The organism is uncultured Metabacillus sp., assembly GCF_947503125.1.
In the GTDB taxonomy this organism is placed as follows: domain Bacteria; phylum Bacillota; class Bacilli; order Bacillales; family Bacillaceae; genus Metabacillus.
Window position 1 is genome coordinate 56,456 of sequence record NZ_CANNCR010000016.1, and the last position, 25,030, is coordinate 81,485.

The window sequence follows — 25,030 nt, forward strand, 5'->3', positions numbered from 1 at the left end:
AGGGGTGATGTAATTGGAAATCACACCTGAATTATTAAAATCTTTCAAAGATAGAATGCATATCACTCATAACAGTGAAGATAATTATTTGAAAGAGCTTATTGAAACATCATATGAAGATATTAAAAGCAAATGTGGCGAATTTGATATCAATACTGCTCTTAGAGGGAAAGAGCTTGTTTTCGAAAGATCACGCTATGCATATAATGATGCCCTTGAATATTTTGACGACAACTTTTTAAGTCAAATTAATAGCTATGCTTTTGATAATCTTCCTGATACAACAACAACGACTACTACAACAACGACAACAACCATTCCAGGATAAGGGGTGAAGCAGATGCAGCCATTTGAATATAAACCACCTCGTGTTGGTACAGGTGATCTGCGTACACTTGTCACATTTTTTGAATATGCTCCAAATGAAGGTCCGTTACCAGGTGAATCTGAGAAACGGACCCTTTTTGTTGCCTGGGCAAAAATAGATCGTGTGTGGCTGAAGGATTTGGAATTAGCAAAGGCAAATGGTACCTTATCTGATGTAACCATTACTATTAGAGATCCTCAATCTGATTACAGACCAACGAATTTACATTATTTAGAGATTGATGATCCTGATTATAAAGATAGGGTCTATAACATCAAAACAGCTCAGCCTAATTTGCAAAACAGACAATTTATAGATATTGTGGCCGGAGACCAGGAACAATGAGTGTAAATGTTACTGGTTTAAATAAGTTGATGGCAGATTTAGAAAAACGCTTTGGTAAAACTAAAATGCAAACGATTAGTGATAATGCTCTAAAACAAGGGGCAGAGGTTTTTGTCAGAGAACTAAAAAGTCAATTTGAAACTTTCAAAGATACTGGGGCATCTATAGATGAAATAACCATTTCTGAGCCATTTTGGGTGGGGGATGTCCGAACAATAAAGATTCATTGGCGAGGACCTAAAGAGCGTTACCGCATTATTCATTTAAATGAATGGGGAACTGTTAAGAACCCTAACCAAAAAGGGAAAGGTGCTATTGCTAGAGCTTTGCGTAATGCAGAAAATGCATATAGGAAAGCTGTTAGTGATGCAATTAGGAGAGGGATTTAGTGATTTATAAAATCTATGAAGCTTTAATTGCTGATACTCTCATACAAGAAAAAGTAGGAAGTAGGATCAAATTCTATGAATATCCTGCCACTGGTGATGTAACAGGGCCGTATATCATTATAGATCCGTTAGGTCCACCGATACCTGGAGATTATGCAGATAATGAGCCCTTGACAGATGAATATTTGTATCAAGTTGAAGTTTGGTCTAAAAGCTTATCTGATACCGGTATCATTGCAAAACAAATCCGAAAAGTTTTGAGAAAAAATCTTGGTATTCCTCAATATGGAACAGGCGTTGATGAATGGGATCAAGAAACGGCCATTTATCGTGATGCCAGGAGATACCGGGGAAAAGAGTACGTGGAGGACGCCTAAAAGGTGTCCTTTTTAGTTTCAATTACAAGGAGGAAAAATGACTTATGCCAAAAAAATATAAAGCTTCAACAGGTATAGATGAGTTTTATTATGCAAAGCTCGATGAAACTGGTACTGCAGTAATTGTTGGAGTTCCAGAACGTATTAAATTTTTACAAAATATTAATATTGAAATGCCTCAAGAAGCAGTTCGTGCTTATGGTGATAACCAAACGGCTGAAATTGCAGTATCATCAGGAAATATTACAGTAACGTCTGCATTTCATAAATTGCCTGATGAAGATAAAGCTGTATTATTCGGGCTAGAAAAAACAGCTGGCGGTCTTTATGCTTACGGATCAAGCGATACTCCTCCATATGTAGCTTGTGTATTTGCAAAAACATATGAAGATGGAAGTAAGGAATGGGTTGGTTTAACAAAAGGTATTTTCATGCGTCCTAATACTGAAAGCCAAACAAAACAAGACGGTGTAGAATTTTCCACAGAAGAAGTTTCTGCTGAGTTTATGGATCGAGAAGTTGATGGATTTGTAGAAGAAAAATCCGTTGTGTTTGGCCGTGATGAAAAAGGCGAAACTGTTCAGCGTGATGCTCTCTTCCAAGCTATTTTTGGTCAGCCATATCCAAGCACTTCTACAACCACCACTACCACTACAACTGGCGGGGCTTAATATAATAGCTTATGAAGTTTATACTTTGTCAGCCAGCAATCAAGCGTTTTGAATGGGAATTAGAAGTTTGTTTAACTAGGTTAAACAAACTCGGCATACAAGATATTGTCCTGCTGTTCGCGCAGTGGGACAATTCAATTCCCGAGTATTTGCAAGAAAAATACAGTGTTGAAGTGCATGTGTATGATGATACTCACAGAAATAAAAGCTATATCCCTTCTGTAAAACCTTATTTATGGATGAAGTATTTAGCGGAGGATCCGACAAGGGAAAAGGATACCTATTTCTATTTAGATAGTGATGTGCTGATAATGGAAATACCAAATGTAATTCCTTCTGAAAGTGTTTGGTATGCATCTAATTGTCAAAGTTACATTGGTATTGATTATATCGATAGTAAAGGCCCTGATTTATTAGATCGCATGTGTAAAGTTATGGACATCGATCCTTTGATAATAAGGAAAAATAAGCCAATAGGTGGCGCTCAATGGGTGATAAAAAACCCTACTTTTGAGTATTGGAAAAAGGTTTATGAAGATTCATTGAAATTATTCAAGTTTCTTTCTTCAGTTGAAAATGATTATATTCGTAAGAATGGTTCAGATTATACACCCATACAAAAGTGGACAGCGGAAATGTGGGCACAATTATGGAATGTTTATCATTTTGGAAAGACAGTTCAAGTTGATCAAGAACTTAATTTTTGTTGGCCTACTGATCCAGTAGAGAAATATTATTTAACAAAGATTTATCATAATGCCGGAGTCCTAGACGATAATCAAAATTTATTTTTTAAAGGTAAGTATACAAATAGAGCACCCTTCCATGATGATTTTAGCCGGATAGATCAAAGTAAAGCATCAATTGAGTATGTTAAAGCAATTTCCGATGTAAAAGAGGTGAAAACATTGAAATATGAGGTTATTCATCCTTTCCACGATTTACAGGACAAAAACAAAATCTATAGCATAGGTGACACTTTCCCCAAGCCAGCCAGTAAAAGAGTTGCTAAAAAGCGTATAGAAGAATTGCTTTCAAGCGAAAACAAGCTTGGGCGGCCCTTGATCAAGCTAGTTGAGTAGGAGGTTACCTGCTCTTTTTTTTGTTGTAAAAAATCAATAAAGTGAGGTATATGAGATGGCAACATTAAAACGTAATATGATCGAATTGGTGAAAGAAGTTAAAGAAGGTGAAATTGTTACCGAAAAATATTTAACCCCGGTTTTTATCCCCTTATCTGTCGTTTATGAAGCTCTTGATTTGAATAGTGAACTACAAAAAGTAAATGTATCTAATGAAAAGGAAATTACTGATAAGTTTATTGATTTTATAGTTAACAAGGTTTATAAAGGACAGTTTACTAGAGAAGAACTAATTAATGGATTACATGCACCGGATGCAATTTCTACACTTCATGAACAAGTTTTATTTATCACTCAAGGATATCAAAGTGATGCAACAAAAAAGTACCTGGCGAAGAAAAGTTAAAGGATGAGGACTTTTCCCCTGAAAAACAAAAAGAATACTTAGATAAACTCATCCTCTCATTTGTTGAAAACGGTAAGGATATCAATGAAGTACTGGCAATGCCCTACCACTTTGTTATTGAAATTCTCAGGGAACGAAATAAACCGAAACAAGTAAAATCACTTATTTCTGCATTTGGTGGATAAGAATTTTATAAAGAAAGGAGGATAACAATTGACTGAACGGATTGAAGGTTTAGCGATAGGACTTGATTTAGATACATTAGCTCTTGATCGTGGGTTAACAGGCTTAAAGGATAGGCTTAAATCAGTTAACAGTGAAATGAAAGCAAACTTATCTGCTTTTGATCGTGGAGATAAATCTATAGAAAAATATGAAACTACCTTAGATGGTCTTAACAAAAAGATTGAAGTACAAAAAAGGATTGTCCAGGAATCAAGAGCAGAATATGAAAAGATGGTTAAAGAGTTTGGTGAAGGATCCAAAGAGGCCGAAAAAGCTGCCCGAGCTTACAATAATCAAGTCGCATCATTAAATAGTTTGCAACGGTTTGTAGATCGAACAGCAGATGAATTAAAAAATTTAAGGGAAGAACAACAAGAAACCAATACTAGTTTTTCTAAATTAAACCAAACCATTGAAGGGACTGTCACAAGGTTAAATCAATTTGGAGATTCAGCCTTAAATGCTGGTACAACGTTAACAGCTGGCGTTTCCACTCCATTAGCGGGGTTAGGTATTGTTTCTATAAAATCTGCTTCGGATATCCAAAAATCACAAGGGAAAATTCAAGCTTCATTAGGCATAACAAAACAAGAAGCTAAAGAATTAAATGAAACAGCCATAAACGTTTGGAAGAACGGATTTGGAGAGAGTATGACAGATGTATCTGAAGGATTAACTCAAGTTAGAAAAAACCTTCAGAATATCTCTGGGAAAGAACTTGAAAAGGTTACACGTCAAGCCTTTATTTTACGCGATACTTTTGGGTATGAAATTCCAGAATCAACGCGCGCTGCCAAAGCTCTTATAGACAATTTTGGTGTTGATGGTGCAAGGGCAATGGATTACATTGCTGTTGCAGCTCAAAAGGGTGGGGATTATTCAGCTGAGCTTTTAGATACCATTTCTGAATACAGCATTCAATTTAAAACGGCTGGTATAGACATTGATGGTATGTTTAATATCCTCATTCAAGGCGCTCAAAATGGTTCCTGGTCAATGGATAAAACAGCCGATGCCATTAAGGAATTTTCAATTCGTGCTGTTGATGGATCCAAAACAACAGCAGACGGATTTAAAATGGTTGGCCTTAATGCGGATGATATGAGTAAAAAGTTTGCTGAAGGTGGAGATTCAGCACAAAACGCATTTATGGCAACCGTCGCTGCGATAGCTTCAATGGAAGATCCACTAAAGCAACAGCAAGCAGGTGTGGCCCTTTTTGGTACACAGTGGGAAGATGTTCAAAAAAATGTCATTGGAGCTATGAATCCAACAAAAGATGTACTTGGAGAAGTTGCTGGAGCTACAGAAGAAGCAGGAAAAGCCCTTCAAGATAACTTTGGAGACCGTGCATTAAAAGAATTAAGGGAATTAGGGGCTACTCTGCAGCCTTTAGGAAATATCTTATTGGATACAATTGAGCCTGCCTTTGAAAGTGCTTCTGAACACATCAAAGAGTTTACTGAATGGATGGAAAACCTCTCTCCAGAAGGTCAAAAAACAGTTGTTGCAATAGCAGCCATTACTGCAGCCCTTGGACCTGTTGCCTTTGGTGTTAGTGTAGTATCAAGAAGTTTAGGGGTGCTAACAGGTGTCTTAGGAAAAGGTGTCAGTGCCTTTGGAAAATACGCTCTAAGTGCAAAGGTTGCAGATGAAGCAATAGATGATCTTGGAAACACGGCTGATAAATCCACCAAAAAGCTAAAAAATGCAGATGGAAAGATAGGTAAAACATCAAAAGTATTAGGTGGATTAAAGGGTGGAGCAGGGCTTGCAGCTGGATCCCTTCTTTCAGTCGGATCAGGAGCAGGGATACTTTCAAGTGCGCTTGGTTTTTTAACAGGCCCAATTGGATTAACCGTTGCAGGATTAGGCGCAGCTGTTGGTGCGGGAACGTTGCTCTATAAAAATTGGGACCAAATTCAGGACTCCTCTAGCCTTCTTAAAACGGGACTTGCAACTGTTCTTCCTGGTCTGTATGGGATTGTGGGAGGAATAAAAGGCATTCGATCTATGTCTGATGAAACCATTCCTAAAATTGAGGATTTTGGTAATAAAGTATCTGATTCAACTGCAAAAGCGGTATTAGGCTATAAAAAATTAAATGACGAGGCAACAATTGAATTAAATAAGTTAATGTGGTCCGGCCAAACCATTAGCCAGCAAACAGCGGATACTATCACGGGCATTTTTAGCCAAATGGGTGAAAAAATATCAAGTAGTTTAAAGACAAATTATGATAAGAGCTATAATTTTATGGCCGAACACTTTAAAAATAGTAAAGCTTTAAGTGAGTCAGAAGAAGCGACTATTTTAGGCAATACGCAAGTTAGATACCAAAGGCAGCTTGAAACTGTCCAATTGCAAGAGGCAAAGATTAAAGAGATTATGGATCGAGCTAGCCAGGAAAAAAGAACACTTACGCAAGAAGAAAAGAATCAAATTAATCAGATTCAACGAAATATGATGAATACAGCTGTTCAAACAATGTCTCAAAGTGAAATTGAGCAAAAAGTTATTATGGAACGCTTAAAAAATGAATCTGCTAATATTACAGCTCAACAAGCGGCAACAACGGTTCAAAATAGTTTAAAAGCTAAGAATGGAGCCATAAGAGAAGCAAATGATAAATACAATAAAACGGTTGCTGCAATTATAAGAGAACGTGATGAAACAGGAACTATTTCAGCTGCTCAAGCTAACAAATTAATTTCAGAAGCGGAACGACAGAAAAATGAATCTGTTAGAAAAGCAACAGATATGCACAAAAACGTTGTAAATCAAGCCAAACTACAAGCCGGTGGACAAGTTGACCAAATCGATTGGGGTACAGGTCAAGTTCTAACTCAATGGGATCTATTGCTTCGTGGATCTGCTAAAACAATCAATGCTATTAGTTCAGGGATTAACTGGATTCTAGATAAAATTGGTGTTAAGAGCAAAATTCCTATGTGGGAGCCTAAAGGATACAACAATAATACTAATGTAAGTAAAACAAGGAGGGCTACAGGGAATGCTGAGCAGTATGCAAAAGGTACACCTTCTAGTGGTCATCCCGGCGGGCCGGCAATCGTTGGTGAGAAGGGCGCAGAATTAGCATATTTACCTGGCACAGGTGTTACTTTGCTTGGAACTAGAGGACCGGAATATCATCCTAACTTTCCGCGTGGAGCTTCAGTTTTGCCTAATAAACACACTGAAAAATTATTAAAAAGTTATGGCTTTCCAGGTTATGAAGATGGAGTAGGAAACTTTTTTGATTGGGTCATTAAAGGTCCAAAGGCTGTTTTGAATAATGTATGGAAAATGTTTGATGTAAACATGCCTAATCTTGGTGGAGTCTTTGGAGACATTGGAAAAGGAATGATTTCCTTTTTAAATGGAAAAGTTCATAATTTTATAGATTCTAAGATTGAGAGTATGTTTAATTTTCAAGGAAGCAATACAAGCGGAAGTGTTAAAAGTTGGATTGCTCAAGCAATGGCCATTACTGGCGTTCCTTCTTCATGGATGAGTGCATTAACAACAATAGCAATGAAAGAATCAGGTGGTAATCCAAGGGCTTATAATGGTTGGGATATAAACGCTAAACGGGGTATTGCTTCGCGTGGATTGATGCAGACTATTCCGCCAACATTTGAAGCTTATAAATTGCCAGGGCTAAATGATATTTATAACCCTGTTCATAATGCTGTTGCTGCAATCCGTTATATAAAAGCACGTTATGGAGATGTATTTAATGTTCCTGGTATTAAATCAATGGCAAGCGGTGGAGCATATCGAGGATACGAAACAGGCGGGAAAATCTTTAAAGATGGTTTATACCGACTTGCTGAAGGCGGCTGGCCGGAATATGTTATTCCAACGGATCCAAGGAGACGCACAGAAGCATCGAAGTTACTTGCATTGGCCGGAAAAGAGGTCCAAGGAAATAAACGGCCCCACCAATTGCCAAATGTGAGCAATACCAATAGTAACAATGGACTCTTAGAAGCTATTTTAGAGCAAAATATGATTCTAATGGCTTTATTACAAAGCACTAAAAACATTGAAAATAAGCCTGTTTTAACTACAGCTGATATAGGTCGTGCAGCTGAACAATTTGATTCATTAAATTATACAAAGAACAATATTTTCAGTGGAAGGGTGGCATTTTGATGAACGATATGTTTTCCATCTACGATGAAAATTTTAACCCTATCACCCTTCCAAGTGACGATTTAGGTTATGGGTTACGTGGATTAGATCTAAACATTTCGTCCACAAGTCAAGAGGTTACTGAGCATACAATCCAAGGGATGCCCGGGAATATTATCACCGGTTTTCGGGACAACAATAGAGACTTAAGCATAAACGCAAGATTGAAAGCACAAGACGCAACAGATTTTAGGTTGAAACGAGACCGGGTCTTTGCGTTTTTTAAACGTTTAGGTACATTTTATGTTACTGAAAAGCAACAAGGTAATAAGCTTATGAAAGTAAGGGTTGTGGAATCATACACCTTTCAACGTCCAGAAAATCTAAGGACCTATGCAACTGTGGAAATTCCATTAAAAATCGTAGGACAACCTTATTGGATTAGTCGATACAAGAGCATGGATCTCCACAATAGTAATGGTGTTCCAATGAATGGACATTGGTCTTTTGGAATGGGATTAGAAGTGAATCCAGATAAATTGGTTTATAAATATGAAAATGCACCTACTTTTAATATATTCAATGCCGGTACGGTACCAATCAAAACAATTCAAGAAAAGGACAACTGTATTATAACGATAGAGATTAAAGAGTCTGTCCTTAATTTTAAGTTGTTTGATGGAACAGGTAGATATTTAGAATACAACCCTTCCAACAAAGTAAGTTGGACTTTAATTGATGGTCATAAAATTATTTTGAACGGGCATTACATGACTGTGGATGAGTTACCGATTTTAGAGAGAACAAACCGTTATTATTTGAATTTATTTCCAGGAGATAACATATTTACAATTGAAGGATTATCAAACTACATCATTAGCTTTGATTTTCGTTTTAAGTACGATTAAGGAAGTGAGGAAAAGTGACTAGATATATAATCGATAATCCATTGACTGATGAAAGTAGAAATAAATTAAATAGCATGTTTGAAGAATTATACAACAAGTATATTTCTGCTGGTTTAGATGCAAGTACTGCTAAATCCTTAGCAGAAGATGCTGTTAATGTTGCTAACGAAGCTATTCAAAAAGCAGACTTTACACAAACACAATTGGATCAAGTAACAGGAGCAAGCACAATTGATCCAGCTGTTGAGCAAATGAAGGTGGACACTGAAGGGGTTTCCCATGCTTCTCCTGATGCTCGATTACGTTCAGATTATAATAAAGTTACGACGCAATTGGCGGAAATTGCGAAAGTAACAAATGGATTTATAAATCCTGAATTATTCGGCGCAGTGGGTGACGGGATTAATAATGACACAACCGCTTTACAAAATGCCATAAACTTTTGTATAGATAACAATTACTCTTTAATGAGTGATGGTTCTAAAGTATATGGGGTAACATCTCAAATTAATATATTTGATAAATTGGATATAAACTTTAAAAATTCCAAAATAAAAGCTTTATCAGCAATGGAAAATTTGATTTATATTGACTCGAAAACATCAAAAGAGCACGGATCACATAGGGACATTATTTTAGATGGTAATGGGCTTGCAGACAATTGCTATAAAACTCATTATTCGCGTAGGGGTGTCATTAATGGTTTCACAATTGTTAATGCTAAAAATATAGGTTTATGGATTGTGAGTTCTCATGAAACATTTACAAGCGATGTCAACATTGAAAATTGTAATGTGGGGATAAGATGTGATGGTAGTGATAGTCATTTTTCGGATATTGGTATGAGAAGGTGCCCTAACGCTATACAAAATCATGGCGGTGTAAACTTGTATACAAGGGTACACGCATGGATAGAAAGTAATTTCAGAAATAGCGCTTTTTTATACAGCACACAACCAGCTATATTGACAGATTGTTATTCCGACACCTACCATTACACGTTTCGTTTTATAGATTGGTGCGATCTAATTGTAAATGGTGGAAGGATTTTTTATAACGGTACCATTTGGGAAGCTGAAGCCGATACTATTGATTTAACACCTCATGTTTTTATGTTTGATAAAACGGGTGATAATATCACAATGACTGCACCCATCTCATTAAATAATATGTTAATAGATGGTTTACAAAAAAGTGACGGTTCTTTTATTGGAACTTTTTCTAATGTTGCTGCTAAAGATATTAGAATGAGCATGAGCGGAAATAAAATTTACAATATAACAAATGTTCCTAATGGTAAAATTTCAAACATTACAAGTGAAAATATCGCTTATCTTTCTCATGGTGTTGTCACAAAGAAAGCCGATTTTTGTCTTGCTGAATTCAGAGGAACATTAAGCGCTGCATTATCAGCTAATGTTGATTTGAAAATAGGACAAATATCCAACAGTAAATTTTACCCTAATATGGATATAAGGGCTATGTGTTTCTTTGGTACTGGCGCCAATTGTGAAAGTGTTGGATTCGTCACTATAACCACGACTGGGATTGTAAAAATAAATTCAACGAGTGCTATTGCGATAGGAAAAAATGTAATTTTTTCAGTTTTATATAACTCTAACTTAGGTGAATATTAATACACATTAGGAGGAAAAGAGTGGCTACTATGTCAGTCGAACCTGATAAACTGTGTATTGTGGAATTTCTAGGTAAATAGTTATGAAAAAAGTAACAAAATAGTAAAGAAGTAGTATATAATCTTTACTGAGGTGTTACAAATTGAACAATAAACTATTTAATTATCTATTTAAAAAAGCGGAATTGTTTCTGGTAATTTTTTTGATGTTTTTATTTACTGGCGGTATTGTATTAGATTTCGTTGGATCTAATATAGCTTTTGCCTTAACTGTTTTATTAATATTTGTTTATAAAGGAAAACCATTCCTAACTTTATTTAAAGATAAGTGGCTACTATTTACTCTGATTTATTGTGGTTTATCAATCGTTTGGTCGGTATCTGCTGATCAAACGATTGAAAGGTTTATATCACTAATCGGCACGACACTCTTTGGAGTGTTTATAGCGTGGAGATATACGGTGAGGGAAATAGTAAAATTAACCGCAATATCTTTAGGTGTTCTGGCGTTTGTGAGTTTAGTGTATGTAGTAATACTACCTTCTTATGCTGTAGATTTAAACGGTCATTGGAAGGGAAGCACAGTACACAAAAACTTTTTAGGTGGATTTATGGCTCTTGGTAGTTTTTCCTTATTACTAATGGCCATAAATATTAAGAAAAACAAATTTAAAATAATGTTAATGTTTGCTCTCTCATTACTGGTAATTTATAAATCTGGATCAACTAGCGGATTAATTGTATTTCTGATTGTGATAGCAACTAGTTATCTAATTAAAATATTAAGAGTCAACAAGAAAATACTTGTTTCAGTTGTTATGTTTATACCTATTGTAGTTGCTGTTTTAGTTTTTGGAGTGTTTACAAAAGCCGAATACTTTGCAAAATTGTTCGGTAAAGACTTAACTTTTACAGGAAGAACAGAAATTTGGCAATTGGTAATTCAAAAAATACTTGAGCATCCGATATTAGGTTACGGATACAACGCTTTTTGGTTTAATAGTACGGAATATTCTTATGTATGGAGATATCTTACATTTGGACCATCACATGCACATAATGGGTATTTAGAGTTGCTTTTAGATATAGGGTTCTTTGGTTGTGTATTATTTTTTTCTGGGTTCTTAATTAATTTTTTCAAAGCAACAAAGATGTATATAAAATATGGGACTATCGAAGTCATTTGGATGCTCGGATTATTTATTATTATGTTAACTAGCAATGTAACAGAAGTTACTTTTATAAGGACAAATAGTCTTTATTGGGTTCTATATGTATCTAGTGTTTTAAGTTTACGATCTAAAGGAGTAAAAATTTCTAGTAAGTGTGTTATAACCGAAACCGTTATTGCGGTATCTCACTTAACTGATGTAAAAAAACTTTTAGCCAATATTAAAAAACGAAATAGAAAATCAATTAATGAGATGATAAATCAAGGGCTAGCCTTTAGGATAAAAAAGGGATCTCAGGTTGAAGTGTTGAACGATACACATACATTTATTTTAGTAAGGGATAAGAATACTAATAAGTCTGGATTCATTAAAAGAAGGTATTTATCATGATAAAATTATTAATTAAAAAGCTAATTAATTTTTTAAAATTAGATGATAATGTTGAAACACCTAAAATACCTGAGAATTACAAAGAATGTCCCCATTGCGAAGGGACTGGTCATGAAGACTTATTTTATGATTGTGAAAAATGTAATGGTACTGGAATAGTTAGGAAAACGTATCAAGAATATGTTGATTCGCTACCTCCTATAAAATAAGTGCTAGACAATTGGAAGAAAATGCGCACTAGTGTGTATTAATAAATATTAGTGTGTATAAGACAACTTACCTCTAGCATAAGATTAAGTATCAAAGCTGGAGGTGGTTGTTGTGACTGAAAGAATTTTCATTGTTAGTGAAAAAAGAGATAAGTTTTACGAACTTACTGATGTCATACCTGAGATGATGGCAGTTGAAAACGTGACAGAAGAGTGGGCAATAAACTATTTCATGAAGGGTTTAGAAGGTACACGTTGTATGAAGTTCCCTAAAGGTACTGCTATGAGAACTATCAGTGCATGGATTACACAGGATATGGATTTAGGTAATATGTTTAAAACGGATATACAATGAGTATTTTGATAGCGACTACACAGATGAGGAAAAAGCAGTAATGAGAAGAAAGTTAAAATCTCTCTACGAATAATGTGTATTTGTGTGTATTGCTATTCACTTTGAAATGTCAGACAATGGATACTGAGGTGATATTGTCATGACAACTAAAAGAGTGAACATCACAGTAGATCCTAAGAAGCTCGATGAGTTTTATCGACTGGCAGCTAAGAAAGGTATTAAGTTTTCTACCTGGGTAGATGCAAAGCTTGATGAATTCATTGAGGAAGAGAAAATGATTGAAGAATATCGAGAAAAGAAAAGGCGCTCATGATTGGGTGCTTTTTTCTATGGGAGGAATTTAAAATGTATAAACAAATCGAAAATAATTTCAAGTATCATCCACCTAAAGATCAAGAAGCAGTATCCAAACATGAAGGAGTTCGTAACGAGTGTAGACATCTGGCAAACACGTTAGATACATTACTACCTGATAGCCGTGAGAAATCATTAGCTATGACTAAATTAGAAGAAGTTATGATGTGGGCAAATGCAAGTATTGCACGCAATTAATTAATGCGCAGTTGTATTTATTCATAGTGATAAGTGTTGATAAATGCTGATATATCAGTACTTGTGTCAATACCAAGCCTTAGGATAAAATTCCGAAATAATTAGGTTAATAAAAAAAGAGCATTCAGAGTTTAAATCTGTTTGCTCTTTTTCTAGTCCTTTTTGAATTAATACACGGATAGCTTCATTTCTGTTTTTGAATTTATTGTCATGCCAAAAGGCTTCGATCTGTTCACTTTAAAGGAGATGAAATCATGATAAACGATACTTCTAGGCTTATGAATGATTTAGAAGTAGTTGTCAGTACACTTTCTCCCGAGACGGAACTTAATAAGTTATCCATACGATTAGAAGAAGTTTTGAGTAATTATGAAATCCACAGAAAAACACTTAAGGATATTGAAAATGACATCACGGATAAAATTGAGCTCTTTTTATCATCTAGAAAAATTGAGGGTTTAACTCAAAAAACGTTGGATGGTTATAAAATCGAGCTAAATCAATTTGCTAATTATGTTCAAAAACCAGTAGTACAGATTACAACAGCTGATATTAGAAAATATCTGGCACATAATGAATCATGGATGATTACTACAGTTGATCGAAAGTTATCTGTTATAAAAACGTTCTTTGGTTGGCTTGTGAAAGAAGAACTTCTTTTACGTGATCCTACATTGAAAATAAAAGCACCTAAAAAGCCAAAACGATTACCTAAAAGCTTATCAATTGAAGAATTAGAAATTGTTCGAGAATCATGTAAAACTTTAAGGGAAAGGGCACTAATGGAGGTTATGTACTCCACTGGATGCCGTTTATCTGAAATTGAAAACATGAAGAAAAGTGACATAAATATTCAAGAAATGAATGCTAGAGTAATAGGTAAAGGAGATAAAGAGAGAGTTGTTTATTTATCCTTCAAATCTTTACATCACCTTAGAAAATACTTAAAAATTCGTGATGATGATTGCGAATACTTATTTGTTACCGAACGCAAGCCACATAGGAAAATGGCTGATCGCACAATTGAAAGAATCATTGATAAGATTGAAGCACGAGCAGGAATTTCTAAAAAACTCACGCCACATGTATTTCGGCATACCTTCGCTACATTGGCGATGGAGAACGGAGCTGACCTTGCGGACGTGCAGCAATTATTAGGCCACGTGGACCCAGCAACAACTTTAGTCTATAGTCATGTGTCAGAAGAGAGAAAGAAACAAGCACATAAAAAATATCACGTACAATAAGTCCAAAAACTCCTATGTTAATAGGGCTTCTTGTTATGGAGTTGATACAATGTATAACGAGGGACAAACAGCAGTTTTCCTTAAAGATTTAACAGGTCGTGAATATCCTGCTATTGCCATTGTTAACCGAAAAAGGAGAGTTAATGGGCAACGAGAAATATCGATGTCATTTTTGTATACGGAGATCAATAAAGATTTTATGCATAAATTTATTGATGAAAAAGGATTTCGGTGGCAAGTACTATTTAAAAATGAGTGGTACACTATAACTCATCCCGGATTTGCTACAAATGGAAATTTCTTCACTGTGGGTGTTACTGCTATTCTTAGTTTTTTTGTAGATTTAAATGGTTATTATTTACAAGATAAAGTGGAAAATAAGTCTTTCACACCAGCCGAGTATTTTCAAACCTTGTTTAGTGGAACACCCTATTCCTTTGTTTTGGTAGATACATTATATTCAAACACTTTAACTTACCAAGATAATGAAAGTAAAACTCAACGATTTTTATATGGTGTGGAAAGGTTTGAAGGGGAATTTACTGTAAGAGGTAAAGTTGCATATCTTTATGATCTAGTAGGTAATGACAAGGATGTTATCTTGCATGAGGATTTAAATGTTAATGATGTTTCCATCGAAGTTGATGCAAGTGGTTTTCATACCTGGGCAAAGGGTTTTGGCGACTTACCTGAGGGAGATACAAATGGAAATTACAATTTAGAAGTTGAATATCAATCTCCTTTAATTGCTATGTATGGAGAAATAGAAGGCCCAGCTATAAAGGATGGGAATTTTATAGACGCTGAGAGTTTGACAGCAGCAGTACAAAAACAAGTTGAAAACAGTTATAAGGTCTCTACACAAATTAGTGCAGTAGATCTTACAAATAACGGATATCCTGAAATGGTCTTAGAAGAAGGGGACCGCATTTGGCTTTATATTGACAGACTTAATTTAAATCAACAAGTTCGTGTGGTTGAAATTGATGAAACATTTGATTGGGAAGGAAATATTATTAATGCTAACTACACGGTTGGAAATGAAGGGATTGCTTCTCGATATAAAGTACAACAATATGATACTTTAAAGGACTTTCAAGATATACTATCAGGTCGTAAAAGACTAGAATATACTTGGTTACCTGATGCAGTAAAACGAGCATCAGAGATTATTAACGGAAATCAAGACAGCTTATTTAAGTATCTTCCTGGTGAAATCATTGGTATAAATCAAACTAATCCAAATGGTTACATGCGTTTTAATACAGATGGGCTTGGTTTTAGTCGTGATGCAGGAAAAACTTATCGAAGCGCAATGACCTGGGAAGGTATCGTTGCAGATGCAATTACAACTGGAACATTATATACGGCTTTGGTTGCCATTATGGGGCGTAATAATCTTATGTTCATGGATGGTGACCAATTCAAGGCAATAGATGCTAATGATCCAAATAAATACACGAGAATTGCTCCAGGTGAAGCGTATTTTGCTAAAGGAGCCGGTTTAATTATTGAACGTCCTGATGGAGCAAAATGGATGGAAAACGGTATACCTAAACATGACATTCTTGTACAAGAAACGTCACCTAAATTTTTAGGGTACAACGTTACTGAGATTAACCGATATTATAGGACCACTGTTCAAACTTATGAAGAGGTTGGAGCTTTTCGGATGAATCACGCGGGAAGGTACTTGAAAATTGAAGGTTATGGGCTTGTAAACCAGGGTGATATGGGCGTAGCTGCTCAAGCTTATAACGGTCATGATTTTTACCAAGTTCTCACGGTTCCTTATGATCCTAATTCTGTTGGTGGTCAATATTGGTCAATTGTTGTAGATTTAGGTGTTCCGACTTACAACAAGATTGAATTCTATGTGAAATTCCGTTCTATTGATGTAGCTGAAGAAGTTGGAATTCGTATAGATGGCTTTTTTCAATACGGTTAAGGGAGTGCTTTTATGGAACAAGAAATGATAATTTATGTTGATGTAGATGAAAACGGCCATGTAACTAGTGCTGTTGGTGGTACAAATCCAAAGCCGGAAAAAGAATATGCTTTTTTCTTTATTCGAGACAAGATTACTTTAGAGAATATTTTAAAATTCAGAGTGGTAATAAACGGATTTAAACCTGATTTAGTACTTAAAGACGGAGAAGTATTAGAAGAAGTAACAGACACACCAGAGCCTACAATGTAAGGCTTTTTATTTTTGCCTTTAAGGAGGTGATCAATCTTGAAAATAACGAAAGGGGGAGAGAGTCATGTCTCAGATTACGGAGGAATTGCCAATGAATGCATATGAAAAAGATATTGTGGAAATTAAAGGTGAAATTAGGGATCTTAAAAAAGACATGGTTGAACTAAAAAGTAAGTCAATCCGTCATGATGAGCAGATTAACTCGATCAATCGAACGCTTGACAGTATTGAAGATAATACAAAATGGATTAGACGTACAATTACAGGAGCTATTATTACAGCGATTTGCACAGGAGTAATCGGGGGTGCAATCGCTATTTTTTATGCTGTTTTACAACAAAAAGGAGGAGTTTAATTTGAAAAATATTGATACTGGAAGCATTGCACGATATACGGTGTTGGTAATTGCCGTGATTAACGCGGTATTAAATTTAGTGGGATTCCAGACGATTTCAGATGATTTAACAAATGATTTAGTCGCTGTGATTTCTGGTTTTGTTATGCTCTATGTTGGCTGGAAAAACAATTATTTATCCAGAAAAGGTCAACTTCAAAAGAAATCTCTACAAGCTCAGGGATTAATCAAAAAATAAGCTGCCATTGGGTGGCTTTATTGTTTATAAAGGAGAGGATTAGGTAATGGCATATTCATTTCAATCTTTACCACAATTGGTCGATATGAGAGGAAAGTTAGCGAGTAAAGGGAACTATTCAAAACGAACAAAAACAATCACTCATCGAGTTTGGCACCATTCACTAACCAAAAAACATTTGGCCGGATCAGACGCAGCAAGTTTTGCTGCTTATCATGTAAACACTCTTGGATGGCCGTGTGTTGGTTATTCGTTAATTATTGAGCCTAAAAACATTGTTCAAACATCAAAAGGACCACGTGCTCGGATTGTCTATGCAAATGATATTGATCGTCGCACTTACCATGTTGGAAATAGCAATCAATTTTCACTGGGCATTTGTGTGGCTGGTGATTATCGATATGACAAAATGGATGATGCTACAATTGCTTCAATTGCTGATTTGCATGCTGCACTTACTAAAGACAATATCGGTAAATACGATACGTCCCACAATGAAATGCCGGGATATAGCTGGAAAGCATGTTGTGTGTATGACTACAGAAAATTAGTTAATTGGAAAGGATCAGTGACACCAATAACTCCTACTCCAATTCCAGACACATACACAATTCAAGAAGGAGATACTTTTTGGAGTATTGCTCATAAAGATGGAGCTGGAGGTGTAACAGTCGATGATTTAATAAAAGCGAATCCAAATGTTGACCCTGAAAAATTAAAAGTTGGTCAAAAGATTATTTTTGGGAAAGCTATAGGGCAATCACAACCTGTTAAAAAACAAAATACATCAACAAGCAACCCAAATGGAAATAGTTATATTAAGAAATTCCAGCAATGGCTGAATCAAGAATATAATGTTGGTTTAGTAGTTGATGGTATTTACGGACCAAAAACAAAAGCAGCAGCAATCAAAGCTTTACAAACTGAGTTTAACAAACAATTTGGTGCTCAATTAGTAGTTGATGGTAAATGGGGGCCTAAGACAAAAGCAGCAGTAAGAACAATTTCAAGGGGGGCTAAAGGTAGCATTACTCGTATTATCCAAGGAATGCTTTACTCATTGGGATATGATCCAAAAGGATTTGACGGAATTTTTGGAGATAATTCTTTTTATGCTGTTAGAAAGTTTCAGGGGGATAAAAAGCTTACAGTTGATGGGTTATGCGGTAAAAACACTTTTAATGAAATATTTAGATAAGTTGTAAAAATATGTTGTCCTCCCTATCCTTTTATTGTAAATTTAAAAAGTGACATTTAAAGGGAGGGGGGACTATTAGTGTGGGATTTTATTACTAAATCAGAAACATATAAAAGAATTGATGAAAGTTTAGCTTCTCAAGTTGCAAACATACCAGATCATTTCTTTTTATACTGCTTGTATGGAGTCATAATTCTTATAGCAGTATTTTGGATAGTGCGAATTTGGAAACTGTATAAAGCGCCTGGATCTGATTTAATACAACAGTATAAAGAAAATTATGAAAAGGCTAATGCTGACTCAAAACAGAAATCATTAATTCTAACATTGATTGACCAAGTGAACAAGGAAATACCAGGACTTATATCATTAAAAGAAACAGATTACGAAAAGGCAATTGAAAGAGGAAGAAAAATTATTGATATGGGGATTGAGCAAATTCCTTTATGTTTAAAGAGTATTAAGGACATCAACCATAGGTGCGCGGTATTTACAGTTGACCCTATTGATACTTCCAACTTGAAAATTTACGAAGGTTGCGGTTATAGTATCGGGGGAAAAGAAAATCTTCGTTTAAAAATTTCATCTTCAATTGCAGGGAAAGTGTTCACTAAAGGCGAATATAGTTATTGTAAGGATGTAACAAAAGAAAAAGATTTTGTTCCAAACCCAAAAGCCAGTAAGAGTTATTATTCACTCTTGTGTGTACCCATCGTCATAAACGGAGAAACAATCGCAGTGTTAAGCATCGATGGCTCCGAAAGGAATTGTTTTTCAAACGATGATATTGAATATTTTAAGATGTTTTCAAATCAATTAGCTATAATTTTCCAAGTAATGGGCACACTTGAGGTAAAAGGAGGAACTAACAATGAAATTCAAAACACTGGATGATGCAAGAATCGCCTACCTCAATGATAAAATTACACGGGAAGAATTCTATGCATACTTACGTAGAAACGCTATTGTTGATGAAGCGAGAAAAAACATCGAAAAGAACAATAATAAGATCGAAAGAAAGTTAACTACAGTATAAAAAATGAGTTCACTAAGTGGACTCATTTTTTTTGATATTATCCTCTAAAAAATGCATCCAGTAAATTAGTCGAATGCATTTTTAAGGCAGGTTCCCAATATCTATTAAACCCGTGATACCCTCGGACGTAATAGTCATACTGCCAGAAATCCACGTTATCTAAGAAAGGTTCCTCAATTTTCATCTGAATTTTTCTCATTTCAGATTTCATGTCACGAACTTTAATGCGGATCTTCTTTAACGTCTCTTCCACAAGCTTTGTGTAAGGCTCATGTAGCTTAAATTTTGCTTCTTTAATCGTCTTAAGATCACTTTCCAGAACTTTAATTAAATATGTATGAAGAATATAGTCATGAATCAATTCTTCTTGTTCATCAGGAATGGGCACTTTCATAATCTCACCACTTGTTAACTAAAATCTACTCTTAATAAGTCTTGGAACTTTATTACAAATTTATCTTGATGAAAACCAATAAGTCTAACTTCTTTCTTTAATTCATCAAGGTAGTGAATATGACCAACATATAGTTTAATATCTCCATTATCATAATAAGTAAATACAAGCTCCTTATTATATTCCATCGCTTCACAGATTGTATTATTGATTTCCTCAAGTTGAAGTTCATCAAGAATTGGTTTTTTTATTTTATCTAAATTCTTTTCATACTCTCTTAGTAATTTAACGTGTTCTGGAAGCATCATAGAAGTCCATTTGATTGATCCACGATCTTTAATCATAATTACCATCCTTTCATTCAAATATTATACCTATATTATACGAAAATATGTTCGATTTTCCAGTATAATTAGAACGTTTGTTTGTATATAATATCTTTAAGGGAGCTGATAATATGAATGTCTTATTTCAAATGTCTAAAGGAGAAAAATCACCCATTGAATTAATCTATATTTCAAATAATGGAGAGATAACACATCGAACCATTATTGTAAAAGAAATTCAAGATAAATACATAAAAGCCTTTTGTCTTATGAAACAACAACCACGTTTATTTAATCGTTCAAATATTTTATCAGCTGCAAAACCACGGTTCAAAAATAATGTTCATTATGCATAGAAAAACCGCCTACAATCAGGCGGTTTTTATTTGAATAACTTCCCTAATAATTTTCCAGTGGCTTTGCCAGCTGCCCTTCTTGCTATTCTTTTTCCAATCGTCCCTTTCTTAATTGCGTTAATATCTCCTATAATTTTAGCTAAAATGTATAGAAAACTCCTAAACTTGTTCATTAAAACACTCCTATTTATTTAAAACTCAATAATAATTTCTTCAGGATAGAATATTGAGTGGTCATCATTATCATATAATACATCAGATGGAATTAATCTAATGGATTCTATATTTTTTTCAACTGGAATACCAATGATGTTTTGTTCGACAGAGGCTTTTGAATATATTTCGGTACTCATAGGATTTTGATATGAGAAAAGATCTTCACTCATAATATCAATTTGTTTTCCGTTATTTGGAATAGCAGTTTCTAAACCGTTGAATATGACAGATTCATTTGAAGTATTTTCGAGATCATACCGTACTTGAAGATATGTAAACTCATCACCAGTTATTCCTATCATATACCTATATTCCTGTTCAATGTTTGTAATAGTCATTACCTTTGCATCTAACATTTTTATTTTAAGTCCAGCAGTTTCATATTCCTTATTAATATTAACGATCTTATCTAATGTTACTGTCCCTATACCGTCATCTGTAATTTGTTGACCTACTTTTGATAAGGTTTTATCATTTTCATTACTGGTTTGATTATTATTTTTTGAAACTTCAACAATCGTTGCTGAAATAATAGGAATACCTGTTGATTCATCTTTTCCATTATAAGTTCCAAATACTTTCACATAATCGTTAGTTGTGAATGTAGAGTCAGTTGTATTAAAATTCACAATATCATAAGCACCATCATTAGATGCTAAATAAAATTTATCTCCAACTCCAAACGAGCCCCCAGTAATAGAACCTTCAACAACTATTTTTGCATCTTTTTCCACTTCATTATTATTTACTTCATCAAAAGAATATGGTTTAGCTTCTTCCTTTAATTCTTTATTCAATTCTTCTTGTGAAGGTTCGTTTGTATTTTCTTCGACTGACTCAGAATCACCACTTGTTTTTTCTGTATTATCATTTCCGCATGCTGATAATACTAAAATTCCACTTAATAATAATCCACTAAATATTTTCTTCATTCTTTATCCCCCACTCTTTTTATAGATCTAAAAAGGTTACTCTTTTCCTATTTTTTTACCCTTCTAGTTAAGTAAATCCTACCAGTTAGTGGGAATGTTTGTAAACTAATTTTATAAATCAAAAAATTGGTCATGTTTTACATTATAACCCATTGATTTTAGAGCTCGTTCAACTTTCACCCATGTTGAGATTTTAGGTATATGGTTTTTGTCACTACACATATTAGAAATTGTTGTTCTTCCTACCTTCGATTTTATTGCAATTTCATTTTGATTTAGTCCCATCTTATCTACCCACTTACCAAATTTACTACGCGGTTTTCCTAATCCAAACATATTAACACCTCACCAGTTTTTGGTTCCATTTTTGACCAAAAATCCCGTTTTTAAACCTTGGTGAAAATTCGGGAATATTGGACAACCGGTGCTAAATACCTTATACCATACTAATCAAAATACGAATTGAATGTCTTAACAGAAAGCAAAATACTTATTTTTACACTACGAATTAACCATTCTTTTCAAATTTCTACTCTAGACATTTAAAAAGACATCAATATTCCCATTGTATCAATGTTTCTAGTAAGTACTTTAAGTCTTTTCGGTAGGGACTATCCTATCGGATACCTATAGGAGGGGTGGTGTATGCTTTTAGAAATTGTCGGCTCAATTGTGGCAGGTGGAATTGTTGCATATTCTTCTTATCAAAAATCTGGTGGCTCGAGTGATACTGCTAAAATTCAAAGAATTTGTTCTGCCAATGGATTGATCGTTAAGGAAAACGGACAGACGAAAAATATGCAGCTGCTAAGACGAACTAGGCACGTCTGGGGAGTTGAATATGCATACCGGATTCCCTTGGGTCTTAGTTTTGAAGATTTCCAGAATAAGAAGAATCATTTGCAAGATGGTCTTAATAACAAACGAAGTGTTTTAGATGTCACTTGGGAAGACTTAAAACAGCTTAAATTAAGCAAAAGAGTTTTTGATGATATAAAAACCTTACTTAATAAGAAAAAACGTCACAGAAAGGAAATTGAGCTTTCATATGACGGATTATTAAAGATCAGAGTATATAACGAACCCCTTACAGATATTTTCGCTTATAGTGATGAGTTGATTAAGAAGTGTAAAGGATGGGAAGTGCCAATTGGTGAGAGTAGACATGGCTTTATTAAATATGATTTTGAGAAGAAAGCACACATTATTGTTGCTGGAACTACTGATTTCGGTAAATCAAATTGGGTTAACAGTACAATCAACACGCTAATTAAAAATCAGCCAGAAAATGTCTCGTTTACACTTATTGATCTTAAAGGTGGTTTAGAATTTAACCAGTATAAAGATTTACCTCAAGTAGGTGGTAGATTAGCAAAAAATCCAGAGGAAGCACTTGAATCACTTCAAGCAGCTGTAGACAAAATGGACCAAACAACAGAGTATCTTTTGGCCAATGGTTTCAGGAACGTAAAAGAGGCAGGTTATAAGGAGCGTCATTTTATTGTTATCGATGAAGCTGCCGACATAGCTGACGATAAAAATTGTCAGGAACTATTAAAAGATATTGCCCGTAAAGGCAGAGCTGCAGGATTAAGACTTATTTATACGACACAATATCCTACAGCTGAAACAATTAGCTCACAAGTGAAAAGAAATTGTATTGGTCGATTGTGTTTTGTATTGGATACTGCTACGGCAAGCACTGTTGTTTTAGACCAGGGTGGAGCTGAAAACCTTCCCCTCATTCAAGGAAGGGCACTTTATAAAGATGTAAAGCTAATAGAGGTACAGACTCCTTATATTTCAAGTGAAAAGATAAGGGAGAATATTAAACCCCTAATAAATATAAGACCGCGCAAGGAAGGTGTTGAAAAGAATGGAAAAGTTAGTCCTGAAAGAACAGAGAGAAGAAAATATACTCCTGTCTTTGAAGAAACTGAGCTATCTTAGCCGTTCACAACTTCAAATATTACACGATTTAGGTAGTGCTCGTAATGCATCAAGAGTTCTTCAACAAATGAACAATTATGTTTCAAGTTTCAGGGATGGAGAGAATATTTACTACCTCAACAAGGAAGGTCGAGAACGAGTAAATAGTAAAAAAATTTTAAAGCGAACGACACAGGCACGTCATTACATTATGAGAAATTCAATTTATATTGCTTATGGTTGCCCTTCTTCCTGGAAGAATGAAGTTAGACTCGGGATAAAAGAAGTTAAGAATTCAACTGTCGTATGCGATGCGATTTTTAAGCTGGATAGACGGTATTACATCGTGGAAGTAGATCACACTCAGAAAATGACCAAGAACCGAACGAAAATTGATCGATATAAGAAGTTAATCGAGCTAGAATACTTCGATATAGCTCCTTTCTTTATTTGGATCACGACCACTGAATATAGACGAAAAGAACTCCTTAAATTCTGTGACGGGTTAGAAGTTCAGATTTTTACCATCAATGATTTTCATTAAACTCAAGGGAGAGATTAAAATGTTATTTTCCCAAAAGGTTCAAACAGTGGGATCTATTTCAGATTTTTTGAACAATGAATCATCAAATAAAGAAAAAAAGCTTGATGCAAAGAAACTAACTACTATAGGAACATTACCCATAATGCTTTCAATCCCTTCCCTTTCCTTAGCAGCTGAACAAGGGACAGTGGCGGATTGGGCTAGGGGTGAGTTATACGAAAAGGTTGTTCACGCATTTGAACCTGTTGTTGGCTTAGTCCAGGCTTTGTCTTATCCGATTGGTTTGGTCGTTATGCTTGGTGGTGGATTGTTCGTCATGATCGGCAACAGGGAAAAGGGCTTTACCCTTATCCAACAAGCAGGTATTGGATATCTTTTGGTTCAATCGCTGCCTATGCTTATGGATCTGCTAGTTGAAATAGCAAAATCAATTTAGGACTATGATAAATTTTATTATTCCTTAAAGCTCTTGTACTAAAAGAAAGTACACAGAATAATTCAACCTATTTTGTTCAAACAATGATACAATAAGAGTAAATATTTAGGGGATTAAAATGTGTATATGGTGTATAGGTGTACCAGTATAACCGCCATTCAACATTAATGTCCGCATATAAAAATATCAATGATGAGAAGTTCCGCTATTACATCCTCAAGCAAAAAGCAGATGTTTTCCAAGCTATGAAAAGTTTCTTTAGGAAAGATGACAGTGATAAACTATATGCCTAAAGACAAGACCCTTGCTCAATGAACAGAGCAGGGTTTTTTTGTAATATCAGAATTTATATATTTTCTTAACATAGCTTGCGTTTCTGAATCTAGCTCCAGGCGCCATCGG

Annotated in this window: 32 protein-coding genes and 1 pseudogene; 28 read left to right on the top strand and 5 right to left on the bottom strand. The window is 34.8% G+C overall.

What is annotated here, in order from left to right:
* Positions 1 to 13: 13 nt before the first annotated feature.
* The 23 genes from Q1B07_RS12970 (at position 14) to Q1B07_RS13080 (ending at position 19,495) form a co-directional block, all read left to right on the top strand.
* Positions 14 to 328, top strand: a complete 315-nt coding sequence (locus Q1B07_RS12970; RefSeq protein WP_299090350.1) for a phage head-tail connector protein — start codon at positions 14 to 16, stop codon at positions 326 to 328.
* Positions 329 to 340: 12 nt separating this feature from the next.
* Positions 341 to 712: a head-tail adaptor protein gene (locus Q1B07_RS12975; protein ID WP_299090349.1), complete on the top strand. Its 372-nt coding sequence runs from the start codon at positions 341 to 343 to the stop codon at positions 710 to 712.
* Complete coding sequence (locus Q1B07_RS12980; RefSeq protein ID WP_299090347.1) at positions 709 to 1,101, top strand: hypothetical protein; 393 nt, start codon at positions 709 to 711, stop codon at positions 1,099 to 1,101. The genes Q1B07_RS12975 and Q1B07_RS12980 overlap by 4 nt, the downstream gene beginning before the upstream one ends.
* Entirely contained in the window at positions 1,101 to 1,478 is a 378-nt protein-coding gene (locus Q1B07_RS12985) for a DUF3168 domain-containing protein (RefSeq protein WP_299090345.1), read from the top strand. Before Q1B07_RS12980 ends, Q1B07_RS12985 begins: the two co-directional genes overlap by 1 nt.
* Before the next feature lie 44 nt (positions 1,479 to 1,522).
* Positions 1,523 to 2,149 carry a major tail protein gene (locus tag Q1B07_RS12990; RefSeq protein WP_299090343.1) on the top strand — a complete coding sequence of 209 codons (627 nt, stop codon included), beginning with the start codon at positions 1,523 to 1,525 and terminating at the stop codon, positions 2,147 to 2,149.
* Between the two features lie 899 nt (positions 2,150 to 3,048).
* Entirely contained in the window at positions 3,049 to 3,231 is a 183-nt protein-coding gene (locus Q1B07_RS12995; protein ID WP_299090520.1) for a hypothetical protein, read from the top strand.
* A 55-nt stretch (positions 3,232 to 3,286) separates the two neighbouring features.
* Complete coding sequence (locus tag Q1B07_RS13000) at positions 3,287 to 3,637, top strand: hypothetical protein (protein WP_299090341.1); 351 nt, start codon at positions 3,287 to 3,289, stop codon at positions 3,635 to 3,637.
* 213 nt (positions 3,638 to 3,850) lie between these two features.
* On the top strand, positions 3,851 to 8,020 hold the full coding sequence (locus Q1B07_RS13005) for a phage tail tape measure protein (RefSeq protein ID WP_299090339.1): 4,170 nt from the start codon (positions 3,851 to 3,853) through the stop codon (positions 8,018 to 8,020).
* Positions 8,020 to 8,907: a phage tail domain-containing protein gene (locus tag Q1B07_RS13010; protein ID WP_299090337.1), complete on the top strand. Its 888-nt coding sequence runs from the start codon at positions 8,020 to 8,022 to the stop codon at positions 8,905 to 8,907. Before Q1B07_RS13005 ends, Q1B07_RS13010 begins: the two co-directional genes overlap by 1 nt.
* Before the next feature lie 14 nt (positions 8,908 to 8,921).
* A complete protein-coding gene (locus tag Q1B07_RS13015; RefSeq protein ID WP_299090335.1) occupies positions 8,922 to 10,544 on the top strand; it encodes a hypothetical protein in 1,623 nt (540 codons plus the stop codon).
* Between the two features lie 142 nt (positions 10,545 to 10,686).
* A complete protein-coding gene (locus Q1B07_RS13020; RefSeq protein WP_299090334.1) occupies positions 10,687 to 12,105 on the top strand; it encodes an O-antigen ligase in 1,419 nt (472 codons plus the stop codon).
* Positions 12,102 to 12,314: a hypothetical protein gene (locus tag Q1B07_RS13025; protein ID WP_299090333.1), complete on the top strand. Its 213-nt coding sequence runs from the start codon at positions 12,102 to 12,104 to the stop codon at positions 12,312 to 12,314. Before Q1B07_RS13020 ends, Q1B07_RS13025 begins: the two co-directional genes overlap by 4 nt.
* Before the next feature lie 112 nt (positions 12,315 to 12,426).
* The gene (locus tag Q1B07_RS13030) at positions 12,427 to 12,669 is read left to right on the top strand and encodes a hypothetical protein (protein ID WP_299090332.1); all 243 of its coding nucleotides are present in this window, start codon (positions 12,427 to 12,429) and stop codon (positions 12,667 to 12,669) included.
* 139 nt (positions 12,670 to 12,808) lie between these two features.
* Positions 12,809 to 12,982: a hypothetical protein gene (locus tag Q1B07_RS13035; protein ID WP_299090330.1), complete on the top strand. Its 174-nt coding sequence runs from the start codon at positions 12,809 to 12,811 to the stop codon at positions 12,980 to 12,982.
* A 32-nt stretch (positions 12,983 to 13,014) separates the two neighbouring features.
* Positions 13,015 to 13,221, top strand: a complete 207-nt coding sequence (locus Q1B07_RS13040; RefSeq protein WP_299090329.1) for a hypothetical protein — start codon at positions 13,015 to 13,017, stop codon at positions 13,219 to 13,221.
* A 254-nt stretch (positions 13,222 to 13,475) separates the two neighbouring features.
* A complete protein-coding gene (gene xerA / locus Q1B07_RS13045) occupies positions 13,476 to 14,468 on the top strand; it encodes a site-specific tyrosine recombinase/integron integrase (protein WP_299090327.1) in 993 nt (330 codons plus the stop codon).
* A 49-nt stretch (positions 14,469 to 14,517) separates the two neighbouring features.
* On the top strand, positions 14,518 to 16,416 hold the full coding sequence (locus Q1B07_RS13050) for a phage tail protein (protein WP_299090325.1): 1,899 nt from the start codon (positions 14,518 to 14,520) through the stop codon (positions 16,414 to 16,416).
* Positions 16,417 to 16,428: 12 nt separating this feature from the next.
* On the top strand, positions 16,429 to 16,668 hold the full coding sequence (locus Q1B07_RS13055; protein WP_299090323.1) for a hypothetical protein: 240 nt from the start codon (positions 16,429 to 16,431) through the stop codon (positions 16,666 to 16,668).
* Between the two features lie 64 nt (positions 16,669 to 16,732).
* Positions 16,733 to 17,023, top strand: coding sequence for a hemolysin XhlA family protein (locus Q1B07_RS13060; protein ID WP_299090321.1), 291 nt, complete (start codon positions 16,733 to 16,735; stop codon positions 17,021 to 17,023).
* A gap of 1 nt (position 17,024) precedes the next feature.
* A complete protein-coding gene (locus Q1B07_RS13065; protein ID WP_299090320.1) occupies positions 17,025 to 17,261 on the top strand; it encodes a phage holin in 237 nt (78 codons plus the stop codon).
* A 46-nt stretch (positions 17,262 to 17,307) separates the two neighbouring features.
* Complete coding sequence (locus Q1B07_RS13070; RefSeq protein ID WP_299090319.1) at positions 17,308 to 18,459, top strand: peptidoglycan-binding protein; 1,152 nt, start codon at positions 17,308 to 17,310, stop codon at positions 18,457 to 18,459.
* A 78-nt stretch (positions 18,460 to 18,537) separates the two neighbouring features.
* The gene (locus Q1B07_RS13075) at positions 18,538 to 19,353 is read left to right on the top strand and encodes a GAF domain-containing protein (protein ID WP_299090318.1); all 816 of its coding nucleotides are present in this window, start codon (positions 18,538 to 18,540) and stop codon (positions 19,351 to 19,353) included.
* Positions 19,331 to 19,495 (top strand): hypothetical protein, encoded by a 165-nt coding sequence (locus Q1B07_RS13080; protein ID WP_299090317.1) that lies wholly within the window; start codon positions 19,331 to 19,333, stop codon positions 19,493 to 19,495. The genes Q1B07_RS13075 and Q1B07_RS13080 overlap by 23 nt, the downstream gene beginning before the upstream one ends.
* Positions 19,496 to 19,532: 37 nt before the next feature.
* On the opposite strand, the gene Q1B07_RS13085 is transcribed toward Q1B07_RS13080, so the two are convergent.
* Positions 19,533 to 19,889: a hypothetical protein gene (locus tag Q1B07_RS13085; protein ID WP_299090316.1), complete on the bottom strand. Its 357-nt coding sequence runs from the start codon at positions 19,887 to 19,889 to the stop codon at positions 19,533 to 19,535.
* Between the two features lie 14 nt (positions 19,890 to 19,903).
* Complete coding sequence (locus Q1B07_RS13090) at positions 19,904 to 20,233, bottom strand: YolD-like family protein (RefSeq protein WP_299090315.1); 330 nt, start codon at positions 20,231 to 20,233, stop codon at positions 19,904 to 19,906.
* A 113-nt stretch (positions 20,234 to 20,346) separates the two neighbouring features.
* Here Q1B07_RS13090 and Q1B07_RS13095 point away from each other — a divergent pair, with 113 nt between their 5' ends.
* A complete protein-coding gene (locus Q1B07_RS13095; RefSeq protein ID WP_299090313.1) occupies positions 20,347 to 20,571 on the top strand; it encodes a hypothetical protein in 225 nt (74 codons plus the stop codon).
* Between the two features lie 26 nt (positions 20,572 to 20,597).
* Here Q1B07_RS13095 and Q1B07_RS13100 read toward each other — a convergent pair whose 3' ends face one another.
* From Q1B07_RS13100 to Q1B07_RS13110, 3 genes are all read right to left on the bottom strand, one after another.
* Positions 20,598 to 20,744 (bottom strand): hypothetical protein, encoded by a 147-nt coding sequence (locus Q1B07_RS13100; RefSeq protein WP_299090312.1) that lies wholly within the window; start codon positions 20,742 to 20,744, stop codon positions 20,598 to 20,600.
* An 18-nt stretch (positions 20,745 to 20,762) separates the two neighbouring features.
* Positions 20,763 to 21,719 (bottom strand): hypothetical protein, encoded by a 957-nt coding sequence (locus Q1B07_RS13105; RefSeq protein ID WP_299090310.1) that lies wholly within the window; start codon positions 21,717 to 21,719, stop codon positions 20,763 to 20,765.
* A gap of 111 nt (positions 21,720 to 21,830) precedes the next feature.
* A complete protein-coding gene (locus tag Q1B07_RS13110) occupies positions 21,831 to 22,055 on the bottom strand; it encodes a helix-turn-helix transcriptional regulator (protein WP_299090307.1) in 225 nt (74 codons plus the stop codon).
* Between the two features lie 309 nt (positions 22,056 to 22,364).
* On the opposite strand from Q1B07_RS13110, the gene Q1B07_RS13115 reads away from it, so the two are divergent.
* The 4 genes and pseudogenes from Q1B07_RS13115 to Q1B07_RS13130 all read left to right on the top strand — a co-directional run.
* Entirely contained in the window at positions 22,365 to 23,669 is a 1,305-nt protein-coding gene (locus Q1B07_RS13115; protein WP_299090305.1) for an FtsK/SpoIIIE domain-containing protein, read from the top strand.
* Positions 23,596 to 24,192, top strand: a complete 597-nt coding sequence (locus Q1B07_RS13120) for a hypothetical protein (RefSeq protein ID WP_299090304.1) — start codon at positions 23,596 to 23,598, stop codon at positions 24,190 to 24,192. Before Q1B07_RS13115 ends, Q1B07_RS13120 begins: the two co-directional genes overlap by 74 nt.
* A 19-nt stretch (positions 24,193 to 24,211) precedes the next feature.
* Entirely contained in the window at positions 24,212 to 24,628 is a 417-nt protein-coding gene (locus Q1B07_RS13125; RefSeq protein ID WP_299090303.1) for a hypothetical protein, read from the top strand.
* A 125-nt stretch (positions 24,629 to 24,753) separates the two neighbouring features.
* Positions 24,754 to 24,921, top strand: a pseudogene (locus Q1B07_RS13130) (sporulation protein YhbH); the annotation flags it as partial.
* Positions 24,922 to 25,030: the final 109 nt, after the last annotated feature.

What these genes read in the sequence shown, in the direction of transcription:
- Q1B07_RS12975 (WP_299090349.1), top strand. Translation starts at nt 341, where the DNA reads ATGCAGCCATTTGAATATAAACCACCTCGTGTTGGTACAGGTGATCTG.
- Q1B07_RS12980 (WP_299090347.1), top strand. Translation starts at nt 709, where the DNA reads ATGAGTGTAAATGTTACTGGTTTAAATAAGTTGATGGCAGATTTAGAA.
- Q1B07_RS12990 (WP_299090343.1), top strand. Translation starts at nt 1,523, where the DNA reads ATGCCAAAAAAATATAAAGCTTCAACAGGTATAGATGAGTTTTATTAT.
- Q1B07_RS13000 (WP_299090341.1), top strand. Translation starts at nt 3,287, where the DNA reads ATGGCAACATTAAAACGTAATATGATCGAATTGGTGAAAGAAGTTAAA.
- Q1B07_RS13010 (WP_299090337.1), top strand. Translation starts at nt 8,020, where the DNA reads ATGAACGATATGTTTTCCATCTACGATGAAAATTTTAACCCTATCACC.
- Q1B07_RS13025 (WP_299090333.1), top strand. Translation starts at nt 12,102, where the DNA reads ATGATAAAATTATTAATTAAAAAGCTAATTAATTTTTTAAAATTAGAT.
- Q1B07_RS13035 (WP_299090330.1), top strand. Translation starts at nt 12,809, where the DNA reads ATGACAACTAAAAGAGTGAACATCACAGTAGATCCTAAGAAGCTCGAT.
- Q1B07_RS13040 (WP_299090329.1), top strand. Translation starts at nt 13,015, where the DNA reads ATGTATAAACAAATCGAAAATAATTTCAAGTATCATCCACCTAAAGAT.
- xerA (WP_299090327.1), top strand. Translation starts at nt 13,476, where the DNA reads ATGATAAACGATACTTCTAGGCTTATGAATGATTTAGAAGTAGTTGTC.
- Q1B07_RS13050 (WP_299090325.1), top strand. Translation starts at nt 14,518, where the DNA reads ATGTATAACGAGGGACAAACAGCAGTTTTCCTTAAAGATTTAACAGGT.
- Q1B07_RS13055 (WP_299090323.1), top strand. Translation starts at nt 16,429, where the DNA reads ATGGAACAAGAAATGATAATTTATGTTGATGTAGATGAAAACGGCCAT.
- Q1B07_RS13060 (WP_299090321.1), top strand. Translation starts at nt 16,733, where the DNA reads ATGTCTCAGATTACGGAGGAATTGCCAATGAATGCATATGAAAAAGAT.
- Q1B07_RS13070 (WP_299090319.1), top strand. Translation starts at nt 17,308, where the DNA reads ATGGCATATTCATTTCAATCTTTACCACAATTGGTCGATATGAGAGGA.
- Q1B07_RS13080 (WP_299090317.1), top strand. Translation starts at nt 19,331, where the DNA reads ATGAAATTCAAAACACTGGATGATGCAAGAATCGCCTACCTCAATGAT.
- Q1B07_RS13085 (WP_299090316.1), bottom strand. Translation starts at nt 19,889, where the DNA reads ATGAAAGTGCCCATTCCTGATGAACAAGAAGAATTGATTCATGACTAT.
- Q1B07_RS13090 (WP_299090315.1), bottom strand. Translation starts at nt 20,233, where the DNA reads ATGATTAAAGATCGTGGATCAATCAAATGGACTTCTATGATGCTTCCA.
- Q1B07_RS13095 (WP_299090313.1), top strand. Translation starts at nt 20,347, where the DNA reads ATGAATGTCTTATTTCAAATGTCTAAAGGAGAAAAATCACCCATTGAA.
- Q1B07_RS13100 (WP_299090312.1), bottom strand. Translation starts at nt 20,744, where the DNA reads ATGAACAAGTTTAGGAGTTTTCTATACATTTTAGCTAAAATTATAGGA.
- Q1B07_RS13105 (WP_299090310.1), bottom strand. Translation starts at nt 21,719, where the DNA reads ATGAAGAAAATATTTAGTGGATTATTATTAAGTGGAATTTTAGTATTA.
- Q1B07_RS13110 (WP_299090307.1), bottom strand. Translation starts at nt 22,055, where the DNA reads ATGTTTGGATTAGGAAAACCGCGTAGTAAATTTGGTAAGTGGGTAGAT.
- Q1B07_RS13115 (WP_299090305.1), top strand. Translation starts at nt 22,365, where the DNA reads ATGCTTTTAGAAATTGTCGGCTCAATTGTGGCAGGTGGAATTGTTGCA.
- Q1B07_RS13120 (WP_299090304.1), top strand. Translation starts at nt 23,596, where the DNA reads ATGGAAAAGTTAGTCCTGAAAGAACAGAGAGAAGAAAATATACTCCTG.
- Q1B07_RS13125 (WP_299090303.1), top strand. Translation starts at nt 24,212, where the DNA reads ATGTTATTTTCCCAAAAGGTTCAAACAGTGGGATCTATTTCAGATTTT.